We start from the raw sequence: 18,926 nt of genomic DNA on the forward strand, positions 1-18,926 counted from the left end.
TTAACCGCTAATCTGAAAGTAGGGCAATTGTTATAAGAAGGTTAAATCATGGACGTTTACCAAATCGTTGAGTCCGGTGTGCTGGAGAACAAGAAAGTGCTGGTGGCTGAAGATAATCCCGCCAATCAACTGGTGCTGAAGAAGTTACTCAAGAAAGTCAATATTGAGCCGGTTTTCGCAGAAAACGGTCAGGAAGCTCTGGAATACTGCAAGAGTGATCCGGAGAGCTGGGACCTGATTCTGATGGACTGTGAAATGCCCGTCATGGATGGTTACACTGCCACCGAAGCAATCCGGGAGTTTGAACAGGAGGCCGGAATAGAAGAGCATACTATTATTGGTCTCAGTGCTCATGCTATTGACGAGTTAAAAAATAAAGCCTTATCCAGAGGCATGGACGACTACTTAACCAAGCCTATTGAGCGTGATTATTTATTTCAAACCCTGGTCGATTATCTCGGCTGAATGACGTCTCAGGAAAAAGGCCAGCAAAAATGCTGGCCTTTTTGACAGGGGGCTGGCGTTAACCGATCAATTGGCAACGATATTAACCAGTTTGCCGGGTACTACAATCACCTTGCGAACAGTCTTTCCTTCAGTAAACTTGGTTACATTTTCCTGCTCAAGCGCCAGCTTTTCAATCGCACTTTTATCCATGTCGGCTGGAACTTCCAACTTTGCACGAACTTTGCCGTTGACCTGAACCACCATGGTGATGGCGTCTTTCTCCAGGGCAGACTCATCCACCGCAGGCCAGCCAGCCTGAACCACAGGCTCTGCATGACCCAGGGCATTCCAGACGCTGTGCATAGCGTGAGGAGCAATAGGTGCTAACATCAGAGTGGAGGCCTCCAGGGCTTCACGAAGAACGGCACGAGCCTGATCACTGTTGTCCCGGAACCGGGCAATCGCGTTGTTCAATTCCATGATGGCAGCAATAGCGGTGTTAAAAGTCAGACGACGTTCGCAATCATCGGAAACCTTTTTGATAGTTTCGTGAGTTTTACGACGCAGGTCTTTCTGTTCCTTGCTCAAAGCCTTGCTGTCCAAAGCAGGTACATCTCCGGAAGCCAGATGTTCAGAAACCTGTTTCCAGAAACGACGCAGGAAGCGGTGAGCGCCTTCAACAGCGCTTTCGGACCATTCCAGGGTCTGCTCGGGAGGTGCAGCAAACATGGTGTACAGACGGATAGTGTCGGCACCGTACTTATCGATCAGTTCCTGTGGATCAATACCGTTGTTTTTGGATTTGGACATTTTGCTCATGCCCGCATGCTCAACGGTTTCACCGGTTTCCTTCAGGGTGGCTTTGATCAATCGACCTTTGTCGTCCAGTTCAAAGTCTACTTCGTTTGGTGCAATCCAGTGCTTCAGGCCCTTATCGTCCAGCTTGTAAAAGGTATCAGCCAGAACCATGCCCTGACAGAGCAGCTTTTTGAAGGGTTCGTCACTGTCAACCAGGCCGGCATCACGAAGCAGTTTGTGGAAAAAACGGGAGTAAAGCAGATGCATAACGGCATGTTCAATACCACCAATGTATTGATCGACAGGCAGCCAGTAGTTGGCAGCCGCCGGGTCCAGCATTTGTTCGTCAGTCTTAGGAGAGCAATAACGAGCGTAGTACCAGCTGGACTCCATGAACGTATCGAAGGTATCGGTTTCACGGGTTGCTGTCTGGCCGTTATGGGTGGTTTTAGCCCACTCAGGATCGGCCTTGATGGGTGAGTGAACACCATCCATCTCAACATTTTCAGGCAGCAGAACCGGAAGATCTTCCAAAGGGACTGTGACTTCAGTGCCATCTTCCAGATAACACATGGGAATCGGAGCTCCCCAGTAACGCTGACGACTGACTCCCCAGTCACGCAGACGGTAGTTAACCTGCTTTTCACCTTGGCCCAAAGCAATCAGCTTGTCGGCAATTGCATTGAATGCTTCCTGAGAAGTCAGGCCGTCAAATTCCCCGGAGTTGATCAGCTTGCCTTTTTCAGTGAACGCTTCTTTGGACAGGTCACACTCTTCGCCGTTTGCGGGCTCGATGACTTGTTCGATAGCCAGTTCAAAGCGGGTAGCAAATTCGTAGTCACGCTGATCATGACCGGGTACCGCCATAACAGCGCCGGTGCCGTAATCCATCAATACAAAGTTGGCAGCCCAGACAGGTACTTCTTTACCCGTCATTGGGTGAATGGCTCGAATACCGGTATCGACACCCACTTTTTCCATGGTGGCCATTTCTGCCTCGGTGACACCGTTGGACTTACATTCTGCAATGAAAGCGGCCAGTTTCGGATTATTAGCAGCCGCAGCTTTGGCAATAGGATGCTCTGCAGCAACGCCCACGTAAGTCACACCCATCAGCGTGTCCGGGCGTGTGGTGTAGATCTGGAATGCTTCCGGTGATCCGGCAACGGGATTGGCCACTTTGAAGGTCATCTGAACACCTTCGGAGCGACCAATCCAGTTGCGCTGCATGGCTTTAACCTGATCAGGCCAGTCTTCCAGCTGATCCAGATCAGCCAGCAGTTCGTCAGCGTAAGCCGTGATTTTCACAAACCACTGGGGCAGCTCTTTACGCTCCACCAGAGTGTCGCAACGCCAGCAACGGCCATTTTCTACCTGTTCGTTGGCCAGTACGGTAGCGTCGTTAGGGCACCAGTTCACAGAAGACATCTTCTTGTAGACCAGACCCTTTTCGTACAGTTGGGTGAAGAACCACTGTTCCCACTTGTAGTAGTCCGGTTTGCAGGTGGTCAGCTCGCGGTTCCAGTCATAACCGAAGCCAAGACGCTTGAGCTGACCTTTCATGTAGTCAATGTTTTCGTAAGTCCATGGAGCTGGAGCGGTTTTGTTTTTGATAGCGGCGTTTTCTGCCGGTAGACCGAAGGCGTCCCAACCCATGGGTTGCAGGACGTTTTTACCCTGCATACGTTGATAACGGGAGACCACGTCGCCAATGGTGTAGTTGCGAACGTGGCCCATATGCAGTCGGCCGCTGGGGTAAGGGAACATGGACAGACAATAGTACTTTTCCTTGCCGGCCTCTTCACTGACAGCAAAACTGTCATTCTCTTCCCAGTATTTCTGGGCTTCTGTCTCAATCTTGTGCGGCTGGTAATGCTCTTCCATCATGGCTCTTTGCGAGAATCTGGATTTAAAGGGTTTCAAACTCTGCAATTAAAAATTTGCAAAATGTACAAATTTTTAATTGCAGAGCGGAGAAGAACACGGGTGTTCAGTATAACCTGCGAAGCATACATGAGTGAGGGCAGCGGGGGTAGCGCTTCTGGAATTTTTTGTTATGGGGCTTGTAGAACAATGTACAACAGAGCAGGCAGGGCAACAAAATGTGAGTTTGATGATGTACTGGATGAAGTATTTGAGGTGGACCTGGTCGATGTATTGGATGAACTGGATGTATTGGGTGAAGTAGATGTATCGGTTGAAGTAGATATATTGGATGAAGTGGGTGTACTGGATGTAGCTAACTTACTCCAGTTTTCTAAAATAAGTGAATGACCAGAAATAAACCAGGTGCCAGAATGCGCCTGATACACTTCTTCTAACGCAATTGAGTCACTGATGAATTCATGATTGAAAGACAGAGATACTTTATTCTGAAAGATTGCACCCGCTAAAAACGAGATGTTGACAGAAGAATGATGTATTCCTAATACATAAGTCTCGTTGTTCCGAAAATAAAACAAAGGTCCTCCTGAGTCGCCATTCTGCGATGTACCCCTATACCAAAGTCGATAGACGTCGGTTCGACATTTAAAGGGCCAATATAAAGAAGCTGATCGTAATATTTTTTTACCTGCATAACCAGCAGCCATTGGATGGGGCGCAACTTCCCGGAGATCAGGGCATGTTGCATTTAATTGCATTTTTGGAGGTGCTATGTTCACTGAATCCTCCAGTTCAATGATTGCAATGTCGTGTATTGTGTTCGGATGTCTGTAATCAGGGTGCTTGATATATCTAACAGCCTCTCTAACTGGAGCATGAGCTTTATTAAAGAAAAAAAGTCGTAGACTATCATTTTCGCTTAATGAACTTACACAATGGGCTGCAGTCAACAGATGAATGTCAGATATTAGTACTGCTGTACATAATGATGAGGGGGAGGATGAGAAGGCAATCCATGGATATGTGTCAATGGGCACTACTGATGATGGCACATATCGTTCAACTCTATCCAATGATGCGGCAAAAACATCTTTGAATATAAAGGTGTAAAAAAACAGAGTTAAGATTGCGTTTTTGTTTGCATGCACGGATTCAGCTCTCCTGAATCTATGAAAGTTGCTTACGAAATTAGCATATTTTGCTTGTTCTGCAATTGCTATCTTTATTGCGCAGCAGCACCTGAGTGTGGCAAGCAAACGTTCATGAAGCGTTTTTCATTGGAAGTTCATAAGATAAAAGCGCGTTATCCTGATGCGACTTATGTGGGTGTTGCATACACAGCGGCTGACAACTGGACATTTCTGGAGCTACTAACATTACAGCTGACTCAGGTCTTGCTCTTATTAACCATTATTGATGGAAGTAGATATGTTTTCAGTATTGAAGATCTGGTTATCCGGATTCCCGGTAATATTGGCTGCTTTGTGGATAGATTCTGGATACTCTTGTACTCACCCCAGAGCTGAAGTTCAGGCTCGTTGTGAAGAGGTGTTAAAAGCAAATCCGGGTATTTTTACTCGTTTTGTTTTTCATGACGATCCGGCTGTGAGTCTGAGGGGCATTCTGAAAACCCGAAATACTCTGCATATTGTAACCAGTGATTATGCCCTGGATGCTCCGATTACCGTATCAGGTTATTTCGTCAATGTGGGGATTATTGGTGTTGCCACTGATGGCAAATATCCAACATTGTCATTGACAGGACCAATGTTATCCCATGGCGTTGATGCGTTCATTCGAGTTTCAGACTTCAGGTTATTGTATCTCGATGGGTTTGAACTGGATGCCGGTGGCAGCTTTGCTAATTTTTACGGCAATCTTAACCATTTTATTCATGCCAGTAATGATAGAGTTACACTGAAGAATCTCAAGTTACACAAAGCTGATGAATCTATTGATAGCGCTATCTATGTGGAGCACTCCAAAATACTGGAAGTCAGCCATTTAGAAATCTGGACAGATGGGTACAGAGAACCACCATTGCTTGAAACCAGAAAGGTTGATGAAGTGTACTTGAGTGACAGTACGGTGCATGGCTACCCATCAGAATGCACACTGATTTTGCATGAAAACAGTTATCAGGTGTCGTATTTAAATGTTGCCTTACCCATTAAACAAGAACGTTTTTCGTATGTGTTTGCTTACCCGGGAATTTCTATCGTTTATAAAGATCCTGAAAAATTCAGTGCCAATTTGAGTTTCGAAAATATAAGAACCGATCCGCCCTCATATCATGATCCCGATCTTGACTGGGTTCAGGTTCCTTTATGGGTAAATGGTCCTGATCAGGTTCACGCGAGCGTTACCTATAAAAATAACACGTTTGACCGGGCAAATACTCTCATGTTTCTTACTGATGTTCATTGGAAGGGAGATGCTGCAGCCATACCTATCCTGAAAACACCTCAATATGAGGCATTTTTAAAAGAAGATTTTGTTCCAAAATGCCTTCATAGAAAGTATCCATCAGCTTCTATAAAAGGGAATAAAGAATTAATAGAGTTGCGAATATCATTAGATAAACTATTAAATATTAGCGAGCGAGAACTCTAAGATAATGCCTGCTCTTATTGTGATTTTTCATTTAAGTCTGTTTGTCGCCTTAGCATTTGACTTATTTGCCTGAGGGTGGTTCACCTGACGGAATGTTTCTGAATTGAATTTTTGAATTGTTTGACCATTATAAGTACCTAACCAGTTGGTTTCACATATTCTGGACGGCGGCTTTTTCCACCCTTCTGCGTTCCAACTCTGGTTGCGTAGCTACGGCTACGCGCCCGTCATTGCGCCTTGAAGGATGAAAAAATCCACTCGCCAGAATATGCGAAACCAACTGGCCAGGTACTTACATGATTCAGCTTTTGCTAATGCTAACTATTTTTAACGGAAATAGATATGTTTTCAGTATTGCAGATCTGGTTATACCGATTTCCAATAATATTGTCCGCTTTGTGGATAAATGCCGGATATTGTTGCACTCACCCCAGAGCTGATGTTCAGGCTCGTTGTGAAGAGGTTTTAAAAGCATTTCCGGGTGTTTTTACTAATGTTGTTTTCCATGACAATCCGGTCAGAAGTCTGAGGGGTAATCTGAAATCCCGAAATACTCTGCATATTGTAGCCAGTGATTTTGCTCTGTATGATCCGATTACCGTGTCAGGCAGAGCTGTCAATGTGGGTATTGTTGGTATTGCCACTGATGGCAAGTATCCAACTGTGTCATTAGCGGGGACAATATTTTCCAACGGTGTTGATGAGTTTATTCGGGCTTCAGACACCCAATTGCTGTATCTCGATGGGTTTGAACTGGATGCCGGTGGCAGCTTTGCTAATTTTTACGGTAATCTTAATCACTTTATCCATGCCAAGAGTGACGAGGTTACGCTGAAGAACCTCAGGTTACACAAAACGGGTGAGTCTATTGAAAGCCCTATTTATGTGGAGCACTCCAAAAAACTGGAAGTCAGCCAGATTGAAATCTGGAATGATGGGAATAAAGAGCATCCAGTGGTTGCAACCAGGGAGGTTTTTAAAGTGCAATTCAGCGACAGTACTGTGCATGGATTCCCATCAGAATGCACACTGATTTTGCATGAAAACAGTCGTATTGTGTCGTATTCGAACTTTACCTACCCTGTTAAACATTCACAGTCTTGGCAATCTGGAGTTACCCCGGGGATTTTTATCGTTTATGAAGATTATGGAATGTTCGCTGCCAAATTGAGTTTTGAAAATATAAAAACTGAACCATCCGCATCCCATGACCCCGCTTTTGATGAGATCCAGGTCCCATTATGGGTAAAACGTCGTTATGGTGAGGTTCACGCGATCATTACCTATAAAAATAACGCTTCTGACCGACAAATGACCGGCATATTTCATTCTAATGTTCCTTGGTGTATCAATGATAAAATCAGTTATTTTCCAAAAAAAACTGATAAGGAGGACAAGTTAAGTGAATATTTTGTTCCAGAATGCCTTCAGAGAAGGTATCCAACCGCTCACATAGAAGGAAATACAGAATAAATGTGGTCGTCTAAGTCATAGAAACAAATAAACAATGCGTGGAAAACCAGAGTTATCTGATTTGTATTCCTTGTGTTCATGTCAGTGGTGACATGGTTATGCTGAAAAACCTGAAGTTACACAAAACCAATCAATCTTCAAAAAGCACTGTCTATTTGGAGCATTCCAGGCAATTGGAAGGCAGTCGTATAGAAATCTGGGGAGATGGAAATAGAAGACAACAACTGATTGAAACCAAAGAGGTTCATGAAGTGCATTTCTGCGACAGTACAGTGCATGGATTTACGGCGGAATGTAATCACCGGTCTGAGATGGCCCTTTTCAGCTCGGGATTGGCCACCAGGACCGGATGTAAAGTCACAAGGTGTCGTGACTTCGTGGTAACTATGGGGAACCGTGGTAATATGATCCTGTTCGTTAAAGTCGTCTTGTTAAAAAGGATATTGTGCAAAAATCCGGTTCATGAGTGACGATGAGTTTCTTGTTTTTTCTCTTGAAACAGATTTTGCATCAGGCATATGAGCACCCGTACTCCAACAAGAAGAGGCGCCAGCAAGGCCGCTTCGAAAAAGAAATCCAATCAACAGTCGAAACTGCCAGGCTGGATGTGGCTGGTAACCGGTTTTGCGGCAGGCTTTTTTGTGGCTTTCCTGATCAAGCTGACACCGGCTCCTGTTTCCGTTAATGCTCCTATGGAGACAGCTGAAACGGCTCAGTCGGGTAAGGAACGCCCGGAGCCGGTCTTCGATTTTTATACCGTGCTGCCCGAGCAGGAAGTGATTCTGCCTGAACCGATTGAACGCCAGTCGCCACCTGCAGTCAGTGTCAGTGAAAAAACTGGCTCCAAATCCGTGCCTGAAGCGAAAAGAGCTACTAAGCCCGGTGTGAAGTATTTGTTGCAGGCTGGTTCATTTCGAAGTGCCAAAGACGCCGATCGTCTGAGGGCGCAGTTGCTTTTGGCAGGTCAGGAACCCAGGGTCGTCAAGGTAACCGTGGGTGCAGGGGAGTCGTGGCACAGGGTGCAGCTGGGGCCTTTTGATACATCAGAAAGTATTGATCAGGCAAAGCAGGTGCTGGCTGATTTCAAGATTGATGGTCTGTTGTTGAGAATGAAATAGCTGGATTCACCCACTTATACTCCCGAATGATAAAGTGCCATAAGCGAAGAAAAATGAATCAGGTGATAAGTATGAAAGCACCGGTAGCCCAAAAAATAGCCCACGAGATCGTTCAACATGGTACCAGCAGGGTTGATGACTACCACTGGCTGAGAGATAAAAACTGGCAGAAGTTTATTGCCGGTGATCTGGATTTTGATAATCCGGCGGTTCTTGAATACATCCAGTCTGAAAACGCCTACAAAGATGAGTTTATGAAAGGCTACAAGGATGTTGAAGAAACTCTCTACGGTGAAGTTCTTTCCCGTATCAGGGAAGACGATGAATCCTGGCCGGTCAAAGAAGGTGGTTTTTTCTATTACTCAAGAGAAGAAAAAGGCAAGGATTATTCGATTCTCTGTCGCAAGCAGGGCTCAAGAGAAGCGCCTGAAGAAGTCTACTTTGACATAAACAGGGAAGCAGAATGTAAAGAGCTTTATATCTTCGGTGCTTCAGGCACCAACCTTAAGCAGACTCATTTTGCCTACAGCTTCAATCTGACCGGTTCAATGGAGAGGACTATTCGGGTTCGAGATCTGGAGACAGGACAGGATCTGGATTGGGAGTTTGCAAACAGTACCGGGTCTTTTCTCTGGCACGGCAATGAGCATCTGTACATTGTTGAGCGGGATGAGTCAGGTCGTGGTCGTGATGTATACAAAGTCCATATCCATAAAGGTGTTGCTGAAAAAGAGTTAATCTTTTCCAAGCCTGAAGAATACGACAGCATGTTTTTGTCATTATCACGAACCAATGATCGTGAGTATTTCATGATTCATCTGGATAGTGGTTCGACGCATGTCGTGTATTTGGCTGGACGGGATTCAGATCAGTTTGAAAAGTTTGCTGTGGGCGAGAACGATGTCTCTTTCTCTCTGGAACATTACAGGGGCGACTTCTACATTCTGACCAATCAGGATGGAGCCAACGACTTCAAAGTTATGAAGTGTCCGGCAGCTTCTGAAATGACGATTGCTCAGGAAAAGTGGCCCCAGGAAAACTGGCAGGAGTTTCTGCCTGAGCAGAAGAACCTGTGCCTGGGCGGTATCCATTTCTATAGCCACTTTCTGATCGTTGAGCGCAAGAATAACCAGACAGTACTGGATGAAGTGGCTGTGATGGATATGGATTCCGGAACTCTCTCAATCATCTCAATGCCGGATGAGGCTTATTGTCTGGATTTTTATGGTGACTGGGATCATCAGGCAACCGTTGTCAGGTTAGACTACGATTCACCTGTATCGCCAAACACGGTGTTTGAGTTGAATCTGGAAAATGGTGCTTTGACAGAGGTTTATCGCAAGGATGTTCCCAACTTTAATGCCGCGCTTTATGAAGTGAAGAGAGAGTTTGCCATGGCTCGAGATGGTGAACAGGTGCCACTGACCATTATCTGCAAAAAAGGAACGAAGCTGGATGGAAGTAACAAGGCCATGGTGTATGCCTATGGTTCTTATGGCTATGGAATGCCGGCAGGTTTTTCTTCGCCTAAATTCAGTTTGATTGATCGCGGCTTTGTCTATGCCATTGCACATGTCAGGGGCGGGGATGACAAGGGGTATAGCTGGTATCTCAATGGCAAAATGCAGCACAAAATGAATACCTTTAATGATTTCATTGATTGCTGTGAGTACCTGGTTCGTCGTGGCTATACGGCCCGGGGTAATATTGCTATCAATGGTGGCAGTGCGGGCGGTCTGCTGATGGCAGCCGTGACCAATATGAGACCCGACCTGTTTGGTTGTGTTGTTGCCGATGTGGCTTTTGTCGATGTGATCAATACCATCAGTGATGCGTCTTTGCCCCTGACTGCGCCAGAATGGGAAGAGTGGGGTAACCCGATCACCAGCAAAGAAGACTTTGATTACATCTCAGGTTATTCGCCCTATGACAACATAGAAGCAAAGGACTATCCGCCTACGCTTTACAACTCGGGGATATCCGATGAGCAGGTCACTTATTGGGAACCCACCAAAATGGTGGCCAAACTAAGAGCCTTGAAAACCGACGATAACCCCCTGATCCTCAATATGAAAATGCATGCGGGTCATGCCGGTGCCAGCAAGCGTTACGAATGGATAGAGGAGATTGCATTTGATTACGCCTTTATCCTGAAATGTTTTGATAGGATGTAAGTACTCAACCATACGAAATCATATTTTCTGACTCATTGTTCAGGCACTCGCGGCAACTGCTCCTGCGTTGCTCTAGCTCCTGCATCCATACAGTCGTGATGCGTTGCAACTCTGGTCACATAGCTTGCTATGTTCCCATCGTTGCACCTTGCAGAGCACCTGCCCAATAAGCCAGAAATATTCGATTCCGTATGGCTGAGTACTTAACGGACTGTCAGGCGCGGAAACACTATTAAGTGTTACCATGGGGTTAATTTCGAAATTTTCTAATGCGAAAAATCAGGCGGATAACCCACTGGTCAGGAGCGCGTTATGCGGTATGGAAAGTTTTTCCCTGCCGCCCCCTTGATAATTCTGTCTCGCCCCCAATATTAATCGACGAATCAAGCAAAATGCTAAAAGGAGCCCACCTTGGAACAGTATCGCGGCACCACCATTCTGTCCGTTCGTCGAAACGATAGTGTGGTCGTAGGGGGTGATGGTCAGGTTTCACTGGGTAATGCCGTCATCAAGGGCAATGCCCATAAGGTGCGTCGCCTGTTCAAAGGCAAGGTTATAGCAGGCTTTGCAGGTGGTACAGCAGACGCATTTACTCTTTTCGAACGTTTTGAAGCCCAGTTGGAAAAGCATCATGGGCGTCTGGAAAAAGCAGCCGTTGAACTGGCGAAAGAATGGCGTACCGACAGAACATTGCAGCGTCTGGAGGCCATGTTGATTGTGGCAGACGCCAAAGCATCTCTGGTCATTACCGGCAATGGTGACGTTATGGTCACTGACGATGGCATTCTGGCCATTGGCTCGGGTGGATTCTTTGCTCAGTCTGCTGCCAAAGCGCTCTACCAGAATACTGACCTGGGTGCGAAAGATATCGTTGAGAAAAGTCTGGAAATAGCCGCAGATGTCTGCGTCTATACCAACCAGAACCGGGTTATCGAAGAAATCAAGATTGAGCAGTCCTGACCAGAAGGCCGAAAGCAGAAATCGGTTACAATCCGGCTTCTCGCTGACAGTGTTTAAATGGTGAATTTACTGATCTTTCGTTAACAGAGTCTGTGACATGTCAAATATGACCCCTCGTGAAATCGTTCACGAACTGAATAAACATATTATTGGCCAGGATGATGCCAAACGTGCTGTAGCCATTGCTCTTCGCAATCGCTGGCGTCGCATGCAGCTGGATGAAGAGCTGCGAAATGAAATTACCCCCAAGAATATTCTGATGATTGGTCCTACCGGTGTTGGTAAGACTGAAGTCGCTCGTCGTCTGGCCAAACTGGCTAATGCCCCTTTTATCAAGGTTGAGGCAACCAAGTTTACAGAAGTGGGTTATGTTGGCCGTGACGTAGAATCCATCATCAGAGATCTGATGGATGCGGCTATAAAAATGCTGCGTGAGCAGGAAGTTGAGAGAGTAAAAGATCGTGCTCTTGATGCCACAGAAGAGCGGATACTCGACGCCCTGCTGCCTCCTCCCCGTTCCTTCTCGGAAGAGTCCGAAAAGCCTCAGGATAATTCAACCCGTCAGGTGTTTCGCAAAAAGCTGCGTGAAGGCCAGCTGGATGAGAAAGAGATCGAGATCGATGTTCGCGAAGCGGCCATGGGTGTGGAAATAATGGCACCTCCCGGCATGGAGGAAATGACCAGCCAACTGCAGAATATGTTCTCGAATCTGAATGCCGGCAAGCAGAAAAAACGCAAGCTGAAAGTCAAGGACGCTCTGAAACTGGTTCAGGACGAAGAAGCTGCAAAACTGGTCAATGAAGACGAACTGAAAACCAGAGCGATTGAGTCTGTTGAACAGAATGGCATTGTCTTCATCGATGAAATTGATAAGGTGGCCAGGCGTTCTTCCGGCTCCAACGCGGATGTTTCCCGTGAAGGTGTTCAGCGGGACTTGTTGCCACTGATCGAAGGCTGCACCGTTTCCACCAAGTACGGCATGATCAAAACGGATCACATTCTGTTCATGGCTTCCGGTGCATTTCACCTCGCCAAGCCATCTGATCTCATTCCAGAGCTGCAGGGTCGTCTGCCTATTCGTGTTGAGTTGAAGGCACTTACCACTAAAGACTTTGTTCGTATTCTGACTGAGCCTAATGCTTCCCTGACGAGGCAATATCAGGCGCTGATGAAAACAGAAGAACTCAATATTTCTTTTGCTGAAGATGGTATTGCCCGTATTGCGGAAGTGGCCTGGACAGTCAACGAGAACACCGAAAATATCGGTGCCCGTCGTCTGCACACCGTGATTGAGCGTTTGCTGGAAGAGATCTCCTACAGTGCAGCAGACCTCTCCCTGAAACACAGCGAATCACCGCTGCTGATCGATGCCGCTTATGTTAACGAGCATCTGGGCGAGCTGGTTCAGGACGAAGACCTGAGTCGCTATATTCTCTGATATTCTAGCCGACCATGCTCAGAGAGTTGTGGTCGGCAGTTCGCTTTTTCTCTTCTCTGTTTTTCAGCGCTATCCTGATCAGGGCAAGAAAGACGCCAGCCATCAGCCCTAACATAGCTCCTAAAACGACGATAAGCTTTTTATTGGGTTTAGAAGGTGAAACTGGCACGATCGCAGGTTGCTCTATTTTGGCAGGAATCATGGTAGAAAAGTCCGGGTCCAGTTTTTCTAATTGTTCGAGCTGGTAAACACGACTGGATACACCTCTGATGTAGGGTTTTTCTGCGCTATCTTCTGCATTGGGCCTGCTGTAAAAGCGATACTTCTCAATTCTGCTGCTGACCGCATCAACCCCTGACTTCAGAAGCTTTTCACCCAGTAAGTAAGTAGCTCCATCAATAATGGTTGCATTCACTTGACTGGTCTGGAGTTCCGTAATTCCGGCGGCTTGAGCCTGGGCTAAGGCTTCCTTCAATTCTGTCAGGCGCAGTCTGTTATAAGAGATGAAGTTTGATTCCAGACGATCAATATGACTTTTTATCTGCTTTTTCGTTATTTCAACCTGTGCATGAAAGTTCTCATGCATATTCTTTACGAACCGTTCCTGAGCATAGGGCAAAAGAACTTCATTAATGATCGATGCTGATTCTTCAGGGTTTGAAGAGCTGTATCGAATGTTCGTCCGATTATCATTCTTGCCCGTTGTGATAGCTAAGTTATCAGAAAATGCTTTGTATTGTGCTGCGAGCATTTTTTGATCAGGCGTTGAGCTATTATCGGAAGCAGTGTTTGCAAGAGACGACTTCTGGAATGCGTAACGTCTTGCGGCAGGGCTGGTTAAATACTTCAGGTACAGCTGATAGGCTTCTTCAGTGGTCAGATGCTCGGAGTCCTTGCTTTCACCATTTGAGGCAATCAGGAAAACGTTACTGTTCCAAGCCGCAATATTTGCCGGGGAAGATTCATTTAAGACAGCCTCGGTCGTGTAGCTTACAGGAAGCTTAAAGGCAGCAATCACAGCAATGGCTGTTGCCAGCGTGGTAATCACTATAATCAGCCATTTCTGGGCAAACAGTTTCTCTGCAAGTTCAAAAAGGTCAATTTCATCGTCAGGATAAGGGTCATGGTATAACTGATTTGGGGTCTGTAGGTTATTCATACCTGGGATAAAATCCTTGAGCGTATTTATTCGTTGTAAATTTAATGCTGCAACATTATCCAGAATAAAAGGGTTAATGTCTCCTGTGATTTTATGTTGATCAGGCAAAGACACTTGCAGGTAAAGCTCGGTATTTGATTGTTTTTATAATGCGCAATGGCTGTTACGAGACGCTTCAAAGATGAGTAGCGAAATTTTTCTGGTGAGCACTTCCGGTCGCGAGGGTATTTCGTCTGCCCAGTAGGCCATTGAACAATCCCTTCGTAGTTAAGCGATTTTCAACGTTTTGTGGCTACTTGCAGTGCACAAATGGCAGTCACCGGCACTGAAAGTAGCAGAGTTGGTCACGGCTATCTCCAAGTCCCATCGTCTCTCAAAAGGTAGATTCTCCACCAATCGGCAGTGGCAACTTTTACCCGGGTGCCACTGGTGTCTAACCACGGGTGGTCGCTATCACCGGTTTTTACTGCAGCTGCAACGACCCGATCCTTAAGATAAATGGTAGCTTTTGCTTCCTCTGATCCATCGGCGCGCGGACAATAGATTGTCACGCTGTTGTCATAAATGCCAGTACCGATAGCAGCCCTTGGGCCGAAAGCACCTTGTTGTGCGTTTTGCGGAGCTTGTTGTGAGGTTGACTCTGAAAACCCAAAAGCGCCGGTAGTGGTGTTATTATTTACGTTATGCATATTAAGTTCCTCTAATTAAATAAGTATCATCCTTGATTGCAAGGGCTTTGGTTTGAAGGACATTCAATACTGATGTCCTATGATAGGTTAGAACGGGTTTCAGATTGAAAGTTCATAACATGGATGGCAGCGTAACTAACAAGAAAACAGGACCCTGATAAACCGCGTTGAGCCTGTCATTTTGCTGAAGTAGAGATTTTGAGTATGCAGCAAATAACCCCCGAAGCTCTGAATGAATCCTCGCTATGGAGGCTTTAGTCCGAAAGGCTCCAAAGAGCTGCATCATGGTCGATATGCTGCCGTCTGCAGGGTCACAGCCATTATGGACAAAATACGCCTCCGACTCAGCCGGAGGCCATCGAACAATCCCTTCTTAGTTCAGTGATTTTCAACGTTTTTCGCCACTTGCAGTAAACAGGTGGCAGTCACCGCACTGAAGAAGCGTAGTTGATCACCTCTCCATAGAAGTGTCTTGTAAGAACCATAACCCATCAGCATTCTTAACGTAGGTTTTCGCCACTCCATCAGTGGTGATCTCCGCTCGGGTGCCATCGTCCCTTAAGTCGGCTGGAGCAATCGAATCCTGTAAGAACCATACTCCTTCAGCATCCTTAACGTAGATTTTCGCCACTCCATCGCGATTGTTAATCACCGCCCGGTTGCCATCGGCACTTAAGTTGTCTGGAGTGATATGATCCTGTAAGAACCAGCTGCTATCAGCAGACTTAACGTAGGTGCTCGCCACTCCATCGCGAGTGTTAACCACCGCCCGGGAGTCATCGGTACTTAACTTGGCTGAAGTGATCTGGTCACGCATGCTAAAGATGGCTTTCTTTTCACCTTCAGCATCATAGATTGACGCACTGCGATGAAAACTCTCAGCATCCATGACGATAACACTCTTCCCAAAACAGGTACCTTCTGGTGTGTTTTCCGGAGCTTGTGGTGCGGGTGAATACCCAGTAGCGCCGCTAATGTTACCATTATTTACGTTCATATTATGTTCCTCGAATTAAATAGGTATTTTCCTTGATTGCAAGGATTTCGGTTTGAAGGGCATTCAACATTGATGTCCTTTGATGGGTTAGAACGGGTTTCTGGTTGAAAGTTCATAACATTGTTGTCAGCATAACTAACAAGAAAACAGGACTCTGATGTAAGCTTTTTTGAGTCAGTCATTTAACGAAATACGCCTCCGACTCAGCCGGAGGCTATTGAACAATCCCTTCTTAGTTCAGTGATTTTCAACGTTTTGTCGCTACTTGCAGTGCACTGATGGCAGTCACCGCACTGAAGAAGCGTAGTTGATCACCTCTCCATAGAAGTGTCTTGTAAGAACCATAACCCATCATCATCCTTAGCGTAGGTTTTCGCCACTCCATCAGTGGTGATCTCCGCTCGGGTGCCATCGTCCCTTAAGTCGGCTGGAGCGATCGAATCCTGTAAGAACCATACTCCTTCAGCATCCTTAACGTAGATTTTCGCCACTCCATCGCGATTGTTAATCACCGCCCGGTTGCCATCGGCACTTAAGTTGTCTGGAGTGATATGATCCTGTAAGAACCAGAAGCTATCAGCAGACTTAACGTAGGTGCTCGCCACTCCATCACGAGTGTTAACCACCGCCCGGGTGTCATCGGCACTTAATTCGGCTGAAGTGATCATATCATCCACGCTAAAGGTGACTTTTATTTCGCCTCCTTCTAAGATTGACGCACTGTTACCAAAATTGTCATGTTTATTAATGACGATAACACTCCTCCCAAAACAAGTACCTTCTGGTGTGTTTTCCGGAGCTTGTGGCGCGGGTGAATACCCGGTAGCGCCGCTAATGTTACCATTATTTACGTTCATATTATGTTCCTCGAATTAAATAAGTATTCCTTGATTGCAAGGATTTTGGTTTGAAGGGCATTCAATATTGATGTCCTACGATGGGTTAGAACGGGTTTCAGACTGAAAGTTCATAACATTGTTGTAAGCGTAACTAACAAGAAAAAAGGACTCTGTTGTAAACCGCGTTTAGTCGGTCATTTAACTGCAGCAGAGACTTTCAGCATGCAGCAAAAAATCCCCGAGGCTCTGAAACAATCTCAACGACTGTTCATGCCGGTTGAGATGCTGCCATCTGCGACACCCTCTTTACGGCGGGGAGGGTGTCAATAATCCGATTCATTGCAGGTGGGATAACAGTACTGCGTCAGTTACCGAGGGAGAATATACGTCTGGCATTGTCGGTGGTTGCAGCGGCAATCTCTTCGCCATCCACGCCAAGCACCTGGCTCAGCGCGTGGACCACATAGGGCAGATTAGCCGGTTCATTATCATTTCTTCTTCTGCCACCCCGACGATTTTCTAACCGCTCTGGCATGACCAGATAAGGCTCTAAAAACGGTGCATCGGTCTCAACCATCAGGCGCTCACGCAGAGTCTCCCAACCAACAGAGCGCAGTGCCTTAACCAGATCTTCGTTACGTTTGTCGCCGATATAACCGGTAATTCCGATGGAACAGCCCAGATCAAGATAGGCCTGCAGTTGCTCACTGTTACCCGTGAAGCAGTGAACGCAAGCCATGGCTGGTGAAGGCAACTGATTTATGTGATCTTTCAGAATGCCGATGAAGTCATCATGGGCAAGTCGCTCATGCAAAAACAGTGGTTTTTTCAGCTCTGCAGCCAGCTCCAATTGTTTCCTGAACACGGTTCGTTGCACATCAGGAAACGACCATTCGCGATCGTAATCCAATCCACACTCACCCACCGCAATGCAGTGACGATCCCCCTGTTTAAGTATTTTTCTCATTTCCCGTATGCCACCTTCTCGGTGGAAATTCTTGGCATCGTGTGGATGGCACCCCACTGTATAGTACAAAGAGCATGGGGAGGAATCTGAAAATCCACAAGCTTCAGCAGCTTTCGCCGATGGCTCCGACCATTGATCCACCAGTTTCTGAGCCTTTTTCGACGCAGAAATGGAAGTGCCCGTTATCATGATGCTACCAACCCCTGCCCGGGAGGCTTCTGCAAGAACCTGGGGCAAGTCAAAGCAGTCTTTAACGAGATTGGCTCCAATATCAACAAGTGGCGTCGTGTATTGAGGCCTGCCGAACCTCGGGCGAGTCAGATTTACCTTGCCCGACTCTGGCCGGGCAGCTAACTGGAAACCAGAAGCTTCATCATCCCTGGCAGGCGCATCAGGTGATGCTGCGGCCTCGCTTGAGCGCTGGCAATATCGGGACTCCGGGCCCTTATCCATGACCTGCTGACCCTGAACGGCAGGGTAGTTCGGGTTGCCAAGGTATCGGAATGCAACGGGAAAAACGCCTGAAGAAGGCTTGTCAGCAGAACCTGAGCCTTTCTTCTTTTTTTTCATTTTCCGTGGCTTTGAACGGCCTTCTTGCCAGACTTTCAGATCCGCTTCGTCTGCGGCCCATTGCGTACCTTTGCTGCTAAAAGCAGTACTGGCAGTCCTACCGAAACAAGCACCTTCTCCAGCCTCTTGCGGTTGAGGTTGAACAGGTTGTGACGTGATTGGGTTTGAACCTCCGACAGCGCCGGTAGTGTTATTTGAGTTAATCATACTAAGCTCCTTCAATTAAATGAGTATTCTCCTTGATTACAAGGATATCGGGTTGAAGGGCATTCAACAGCGATGTCCTCCAATAAATCAGAGTGGTTCTCAGATTGAAAGTTCACAACATTGACGTAAGCATAACTAACAAGAAAACAGCACTCTGATGTAAACTGCGTTGAGCCAGTCATTTAACGATGCAGTAGAGACTTTGAAGCATGCAGCAAAAAATCCCCGAAGCTTTGAACTTTCACAGGCAATCCCAACGACTGGAGTTGAAATACGGCGGCGATGAGTCTTATCAGCTCAGCAGTGAGATGCTTCGTGTCCACAGCCCTTCTGCCGAGGTTAGGGGGCATGGTACTCCAGTACTGCAAACCGGAAAAAAGCAGGTTCAGGTCACCAATATAGAAAGGGTTGGCCACTATGCGATTAAAATTCACTTTAGTGATGGCCATGACAGTGGCATTTACGACTGGGGCTATCTCTACGATCTTTGTGTCAACCAGGAAGTGTACTGGGAGGCCTATCTGGAGAAGCTGCACCAGGCGGGTGAAAGCCGGGAGCCCGATGCTGATGTTGTCAAACTGATGATCAGTTAA

The 18,926-nt window shown here is 46.5% G+C and carries 17 protein-coding genes and 1 pseudogene; 11 read left to right on the forward strand and 7 right to left on the reverse strand.

The genetic code is table 11. The features are described from left to right. Positions 1 to 48 precede the first annotated feature (48 nt). Positions 49 to 465, forward strand: coding sequence for a response regulator (locus tag ACO6VG_RS13360; protein WP_422132742.1), 417 nt, complete (start codon positions 49 to 51; stop codon positions 463 to 465). A 66-nt stretch (positions 466 to 531) separates the two neighbouring features. On the opposite strand, the gene leuS is transcribed toward ACO6VG_RS13360, so the two are convergent. Further along, entirely contained in the window at positions 532 to 3,129 is a 2,598-nt protein-coding gene (gene leuS, locus ACO6VG_RS13365; protein ID WP_422476289.1) for a leucine--tRNA ligase, read from the reverse strand. On the opposite strand from leuS, the gene ACO6VG_RS13370 reads away from it, so the two are divergent. Continuing rightward, positions 3,118 to 3,519, forward strand: a complete 402-nt coding sequence (locus ACO6VG_RS13370; protein ID WP_422412108.1) for a hypothetical protein — start codon at positions 3,118 to 3,120, stop codon at positions 3,517 to 3,519. The two genes, leuS and ACO6VG_RS13370, sit on opposite strands and share 12 nt — an antisense overlap. 191 nt (positions 3,520 to 3,710) lie before the next feature. Here ACO6VG_RS13370 and ACO6VG_RS13375 read toward each other — a convergent pair. Then, a pseudogene (locus ACO6VG_RS13375) lies at positions 3,711 to 4,277 on the reverse strand (trypsin-like serine protease); the annotation flags it as partial. 114 nt (positions 4,278 to 4,391) lie between these two features. Here ACO6VG_RS13375 and ACO6VG_RS13380 point away from each other — a divergent pair. The 8 genes from ACO6VG_RS13380 to hslU all read left to right on the forward strand — a co-directional run bounded on the left by ACO6VG_RS13380 (position 4,392) and on the right by hslU (position 12,905). After that, complete coding sequence (locus ACO6VG_RS13380) at positions 4,392 to 4,655, forward strand: hypothetical protein (protein WP_422132743.1); 264 nt, start codon at positions 4,392 to 4,394, stop codon at positions 4,653 to 4,655. A gap of 22 nt (positions 4,656 to 4,677) precedes the next feature. After that, positions 4,678 to 5,742 (forward strand): hypothetical protein, encoded by a 1,065-nt coding sequence (locus ACO6VG_RS13385; RefSeq protein ID WP_422137348.1) that lies wholly within the window; start codon positions 4,678 to 4,680, stop codon positions 5,740 to 5,742. Positions 5,743 to 6,084: 342 nt separating this feature from the next. Next, positions 6,085 to 7,215 (forward strand): hypothetical protein, encoded by a 1,131-nt coding sequence (locus tag ACO6VG_RS13390; RefSeq protein WP_422412086.1) that lies wholly within the window; start codon positions 6,085 to 6,087, stop codon positions 7,213 to 7,215. 98 nt (positions 7,216 to 7,313) lie between these two features. Next, positions 7,314 to 7,685, forward strand: coding sequence for a hypothetical protein (locus ACO6VG_RS13395; RefSeq protein ID WP_422474311.1), 372 nt, complete (start codon positions 7,314 to 7,316; stop codon positions 7,683 to 7,685). A 48-nt stretch (positions 7,686 to 7,733) separates the two neighbouring features. Next, positions 7,734 to 8,333 carry an SPOR domain-containing protein gene (locus ACO6VG_RS13400; protein ID WP_422442254.1) on the forward strand — a complete coding sequence of 200 codons (600 nt, stop codon included), beginning with the start codon at positions 7,734 to 7,736 and terminating at the stop codon, positions 8,331 to 8,333. 71 nt (positions 8,334 to 8,404) lie between these two features. Further along, positions 8,405 to 10,507, forward strand: a complete 2,103-nt coding sequence (locus ACO6VG_RS13405) for a S9 family peptidase (protein ID WP_422414107.1) — start codon at positions 8,405 to 8,407, stop codon at positions 10,505 to 10,507. 411 nt (positions 10,508 to 10,918) lie between these two features. Beyond that, complete coding sequence (gene hslV / locus ACO6VG_RS13410; protein WP_257255452.1) at positions 10,919 to 11,467, forward strand: ATP-dependent protease subunit HslV; 549 nt, start codon at positions 10,919 to 10,921, stop codon at positions 11,465 to 11,467. A 97-nt stretch (positions 11,468 to 11,564) separates the two neighbouring features. Next, positions 11,565 to 12,905, forward strand: coding sequence for an HslU--HslV peptidase ATPase subunit (hslU, locus tag ACO6VG_RS13415; protein WP_422132749.1), 1,341 nt, complete (start codon positions 11,565 to 11,567; stop codon positions 12,903 to 12,905). A gap of 4 nt (positions 12,906 to 12,909) precedes the next feature. On the opposite strand, the gene ACO6VG_RS13420 is transcribed toward hslU, so the two are convergent. The 5 genes from ACO6VG_RS13420 to ACO6VG_RS13440 form a co-directional block, all read right to left on the reverse strand. After that, positions 12,910 to 14,172, reverse strand: coding sequence for an LPS O-antigen chain length determinant protein WzzB (locus tag ACO6VG_RS13420; protein WP_422474313.1), 1,263 nt, complete (start codon positions 14,170 to 14,172; stop codon positions 12,910 to 12,912). Between the two features lie 242 nt (positions 14,173 to 14,414). Beyond that, positions 14,415 to 14,753: a hypothetical protein gene (locus tag ACO6VG_RS13425; RefSeq protein ID WP_422132751.1), complete on the reverse strand. Its 339-nt coding sequence runs from the start codon at positions 14,751 to 14,753 to the stop codon at positions 14,415 to 14,417. A gap of 451 nt (positions 14,754 to 15,204) precedes the next feature. After that, entirely contained in the window at positions 15,205 to 15,750 is a 546-nt protein-coding gene (locus tag ACO6VG_RS13430; protein WP_422474315.1) for a hypothetical protein, read from the reverse strand. A gap of 311 nt (positions 15,751 to 16,061) precedes the next feature. Beyond that, positions 16,062 to 16,607 (reverse strand): hypothetical protein, encoded by a 546-nt coding sequence (locus ACO6VG_RS13435; RefSeq protein ID WP_422132752.1) that lies wholly within the window; start codon positions 16,605 to 16,607, stop codon positions 16,062 to 16,064. A gap of 346 nt (positions 16,608 to 16,953) precedes the next feature. After that, on the reverse strand, positions 16,954 to 18,333 hold the full coding sequence (locus tag ACO6VG_RS13440) for a TatD family hydrolase (RefSeq protein WP_422408785.1): 1,380 nt from the start codon (positions 18,331 to 18,333) through the stop codon (positions 16,954 to 16,956). Between the two features lie 209 nt (positions 18,334 to 18,542). Between ACO6VG_RS13440 and ACO6VG_RS13445 the strand changes: the two genes are divergently transcribed. Further along, on the forward strand, positions 18,543 to 18,926 hold the full coding sequence (locus ACO6VG_RS13445; protein ID WP_422408787.1) for a gamma-butyrobetaine hydroxylase-like domain-containing protein: 384 nt from the start codon (positions 18,543 to 18,545) through the stop codon (positions 18,924 to 18,926).

The sequence above is a fragment of the Endozoicomonas sp. ALB032 genome (genome assembly GCF_049310125.1).
Classification (GTDB): domain Bacteria; phylum Pseudomonadota; class Gammaproteobacteria; order Pseudomonadales; family Endozoicomonadaceae; genus Endozoicomonas_A.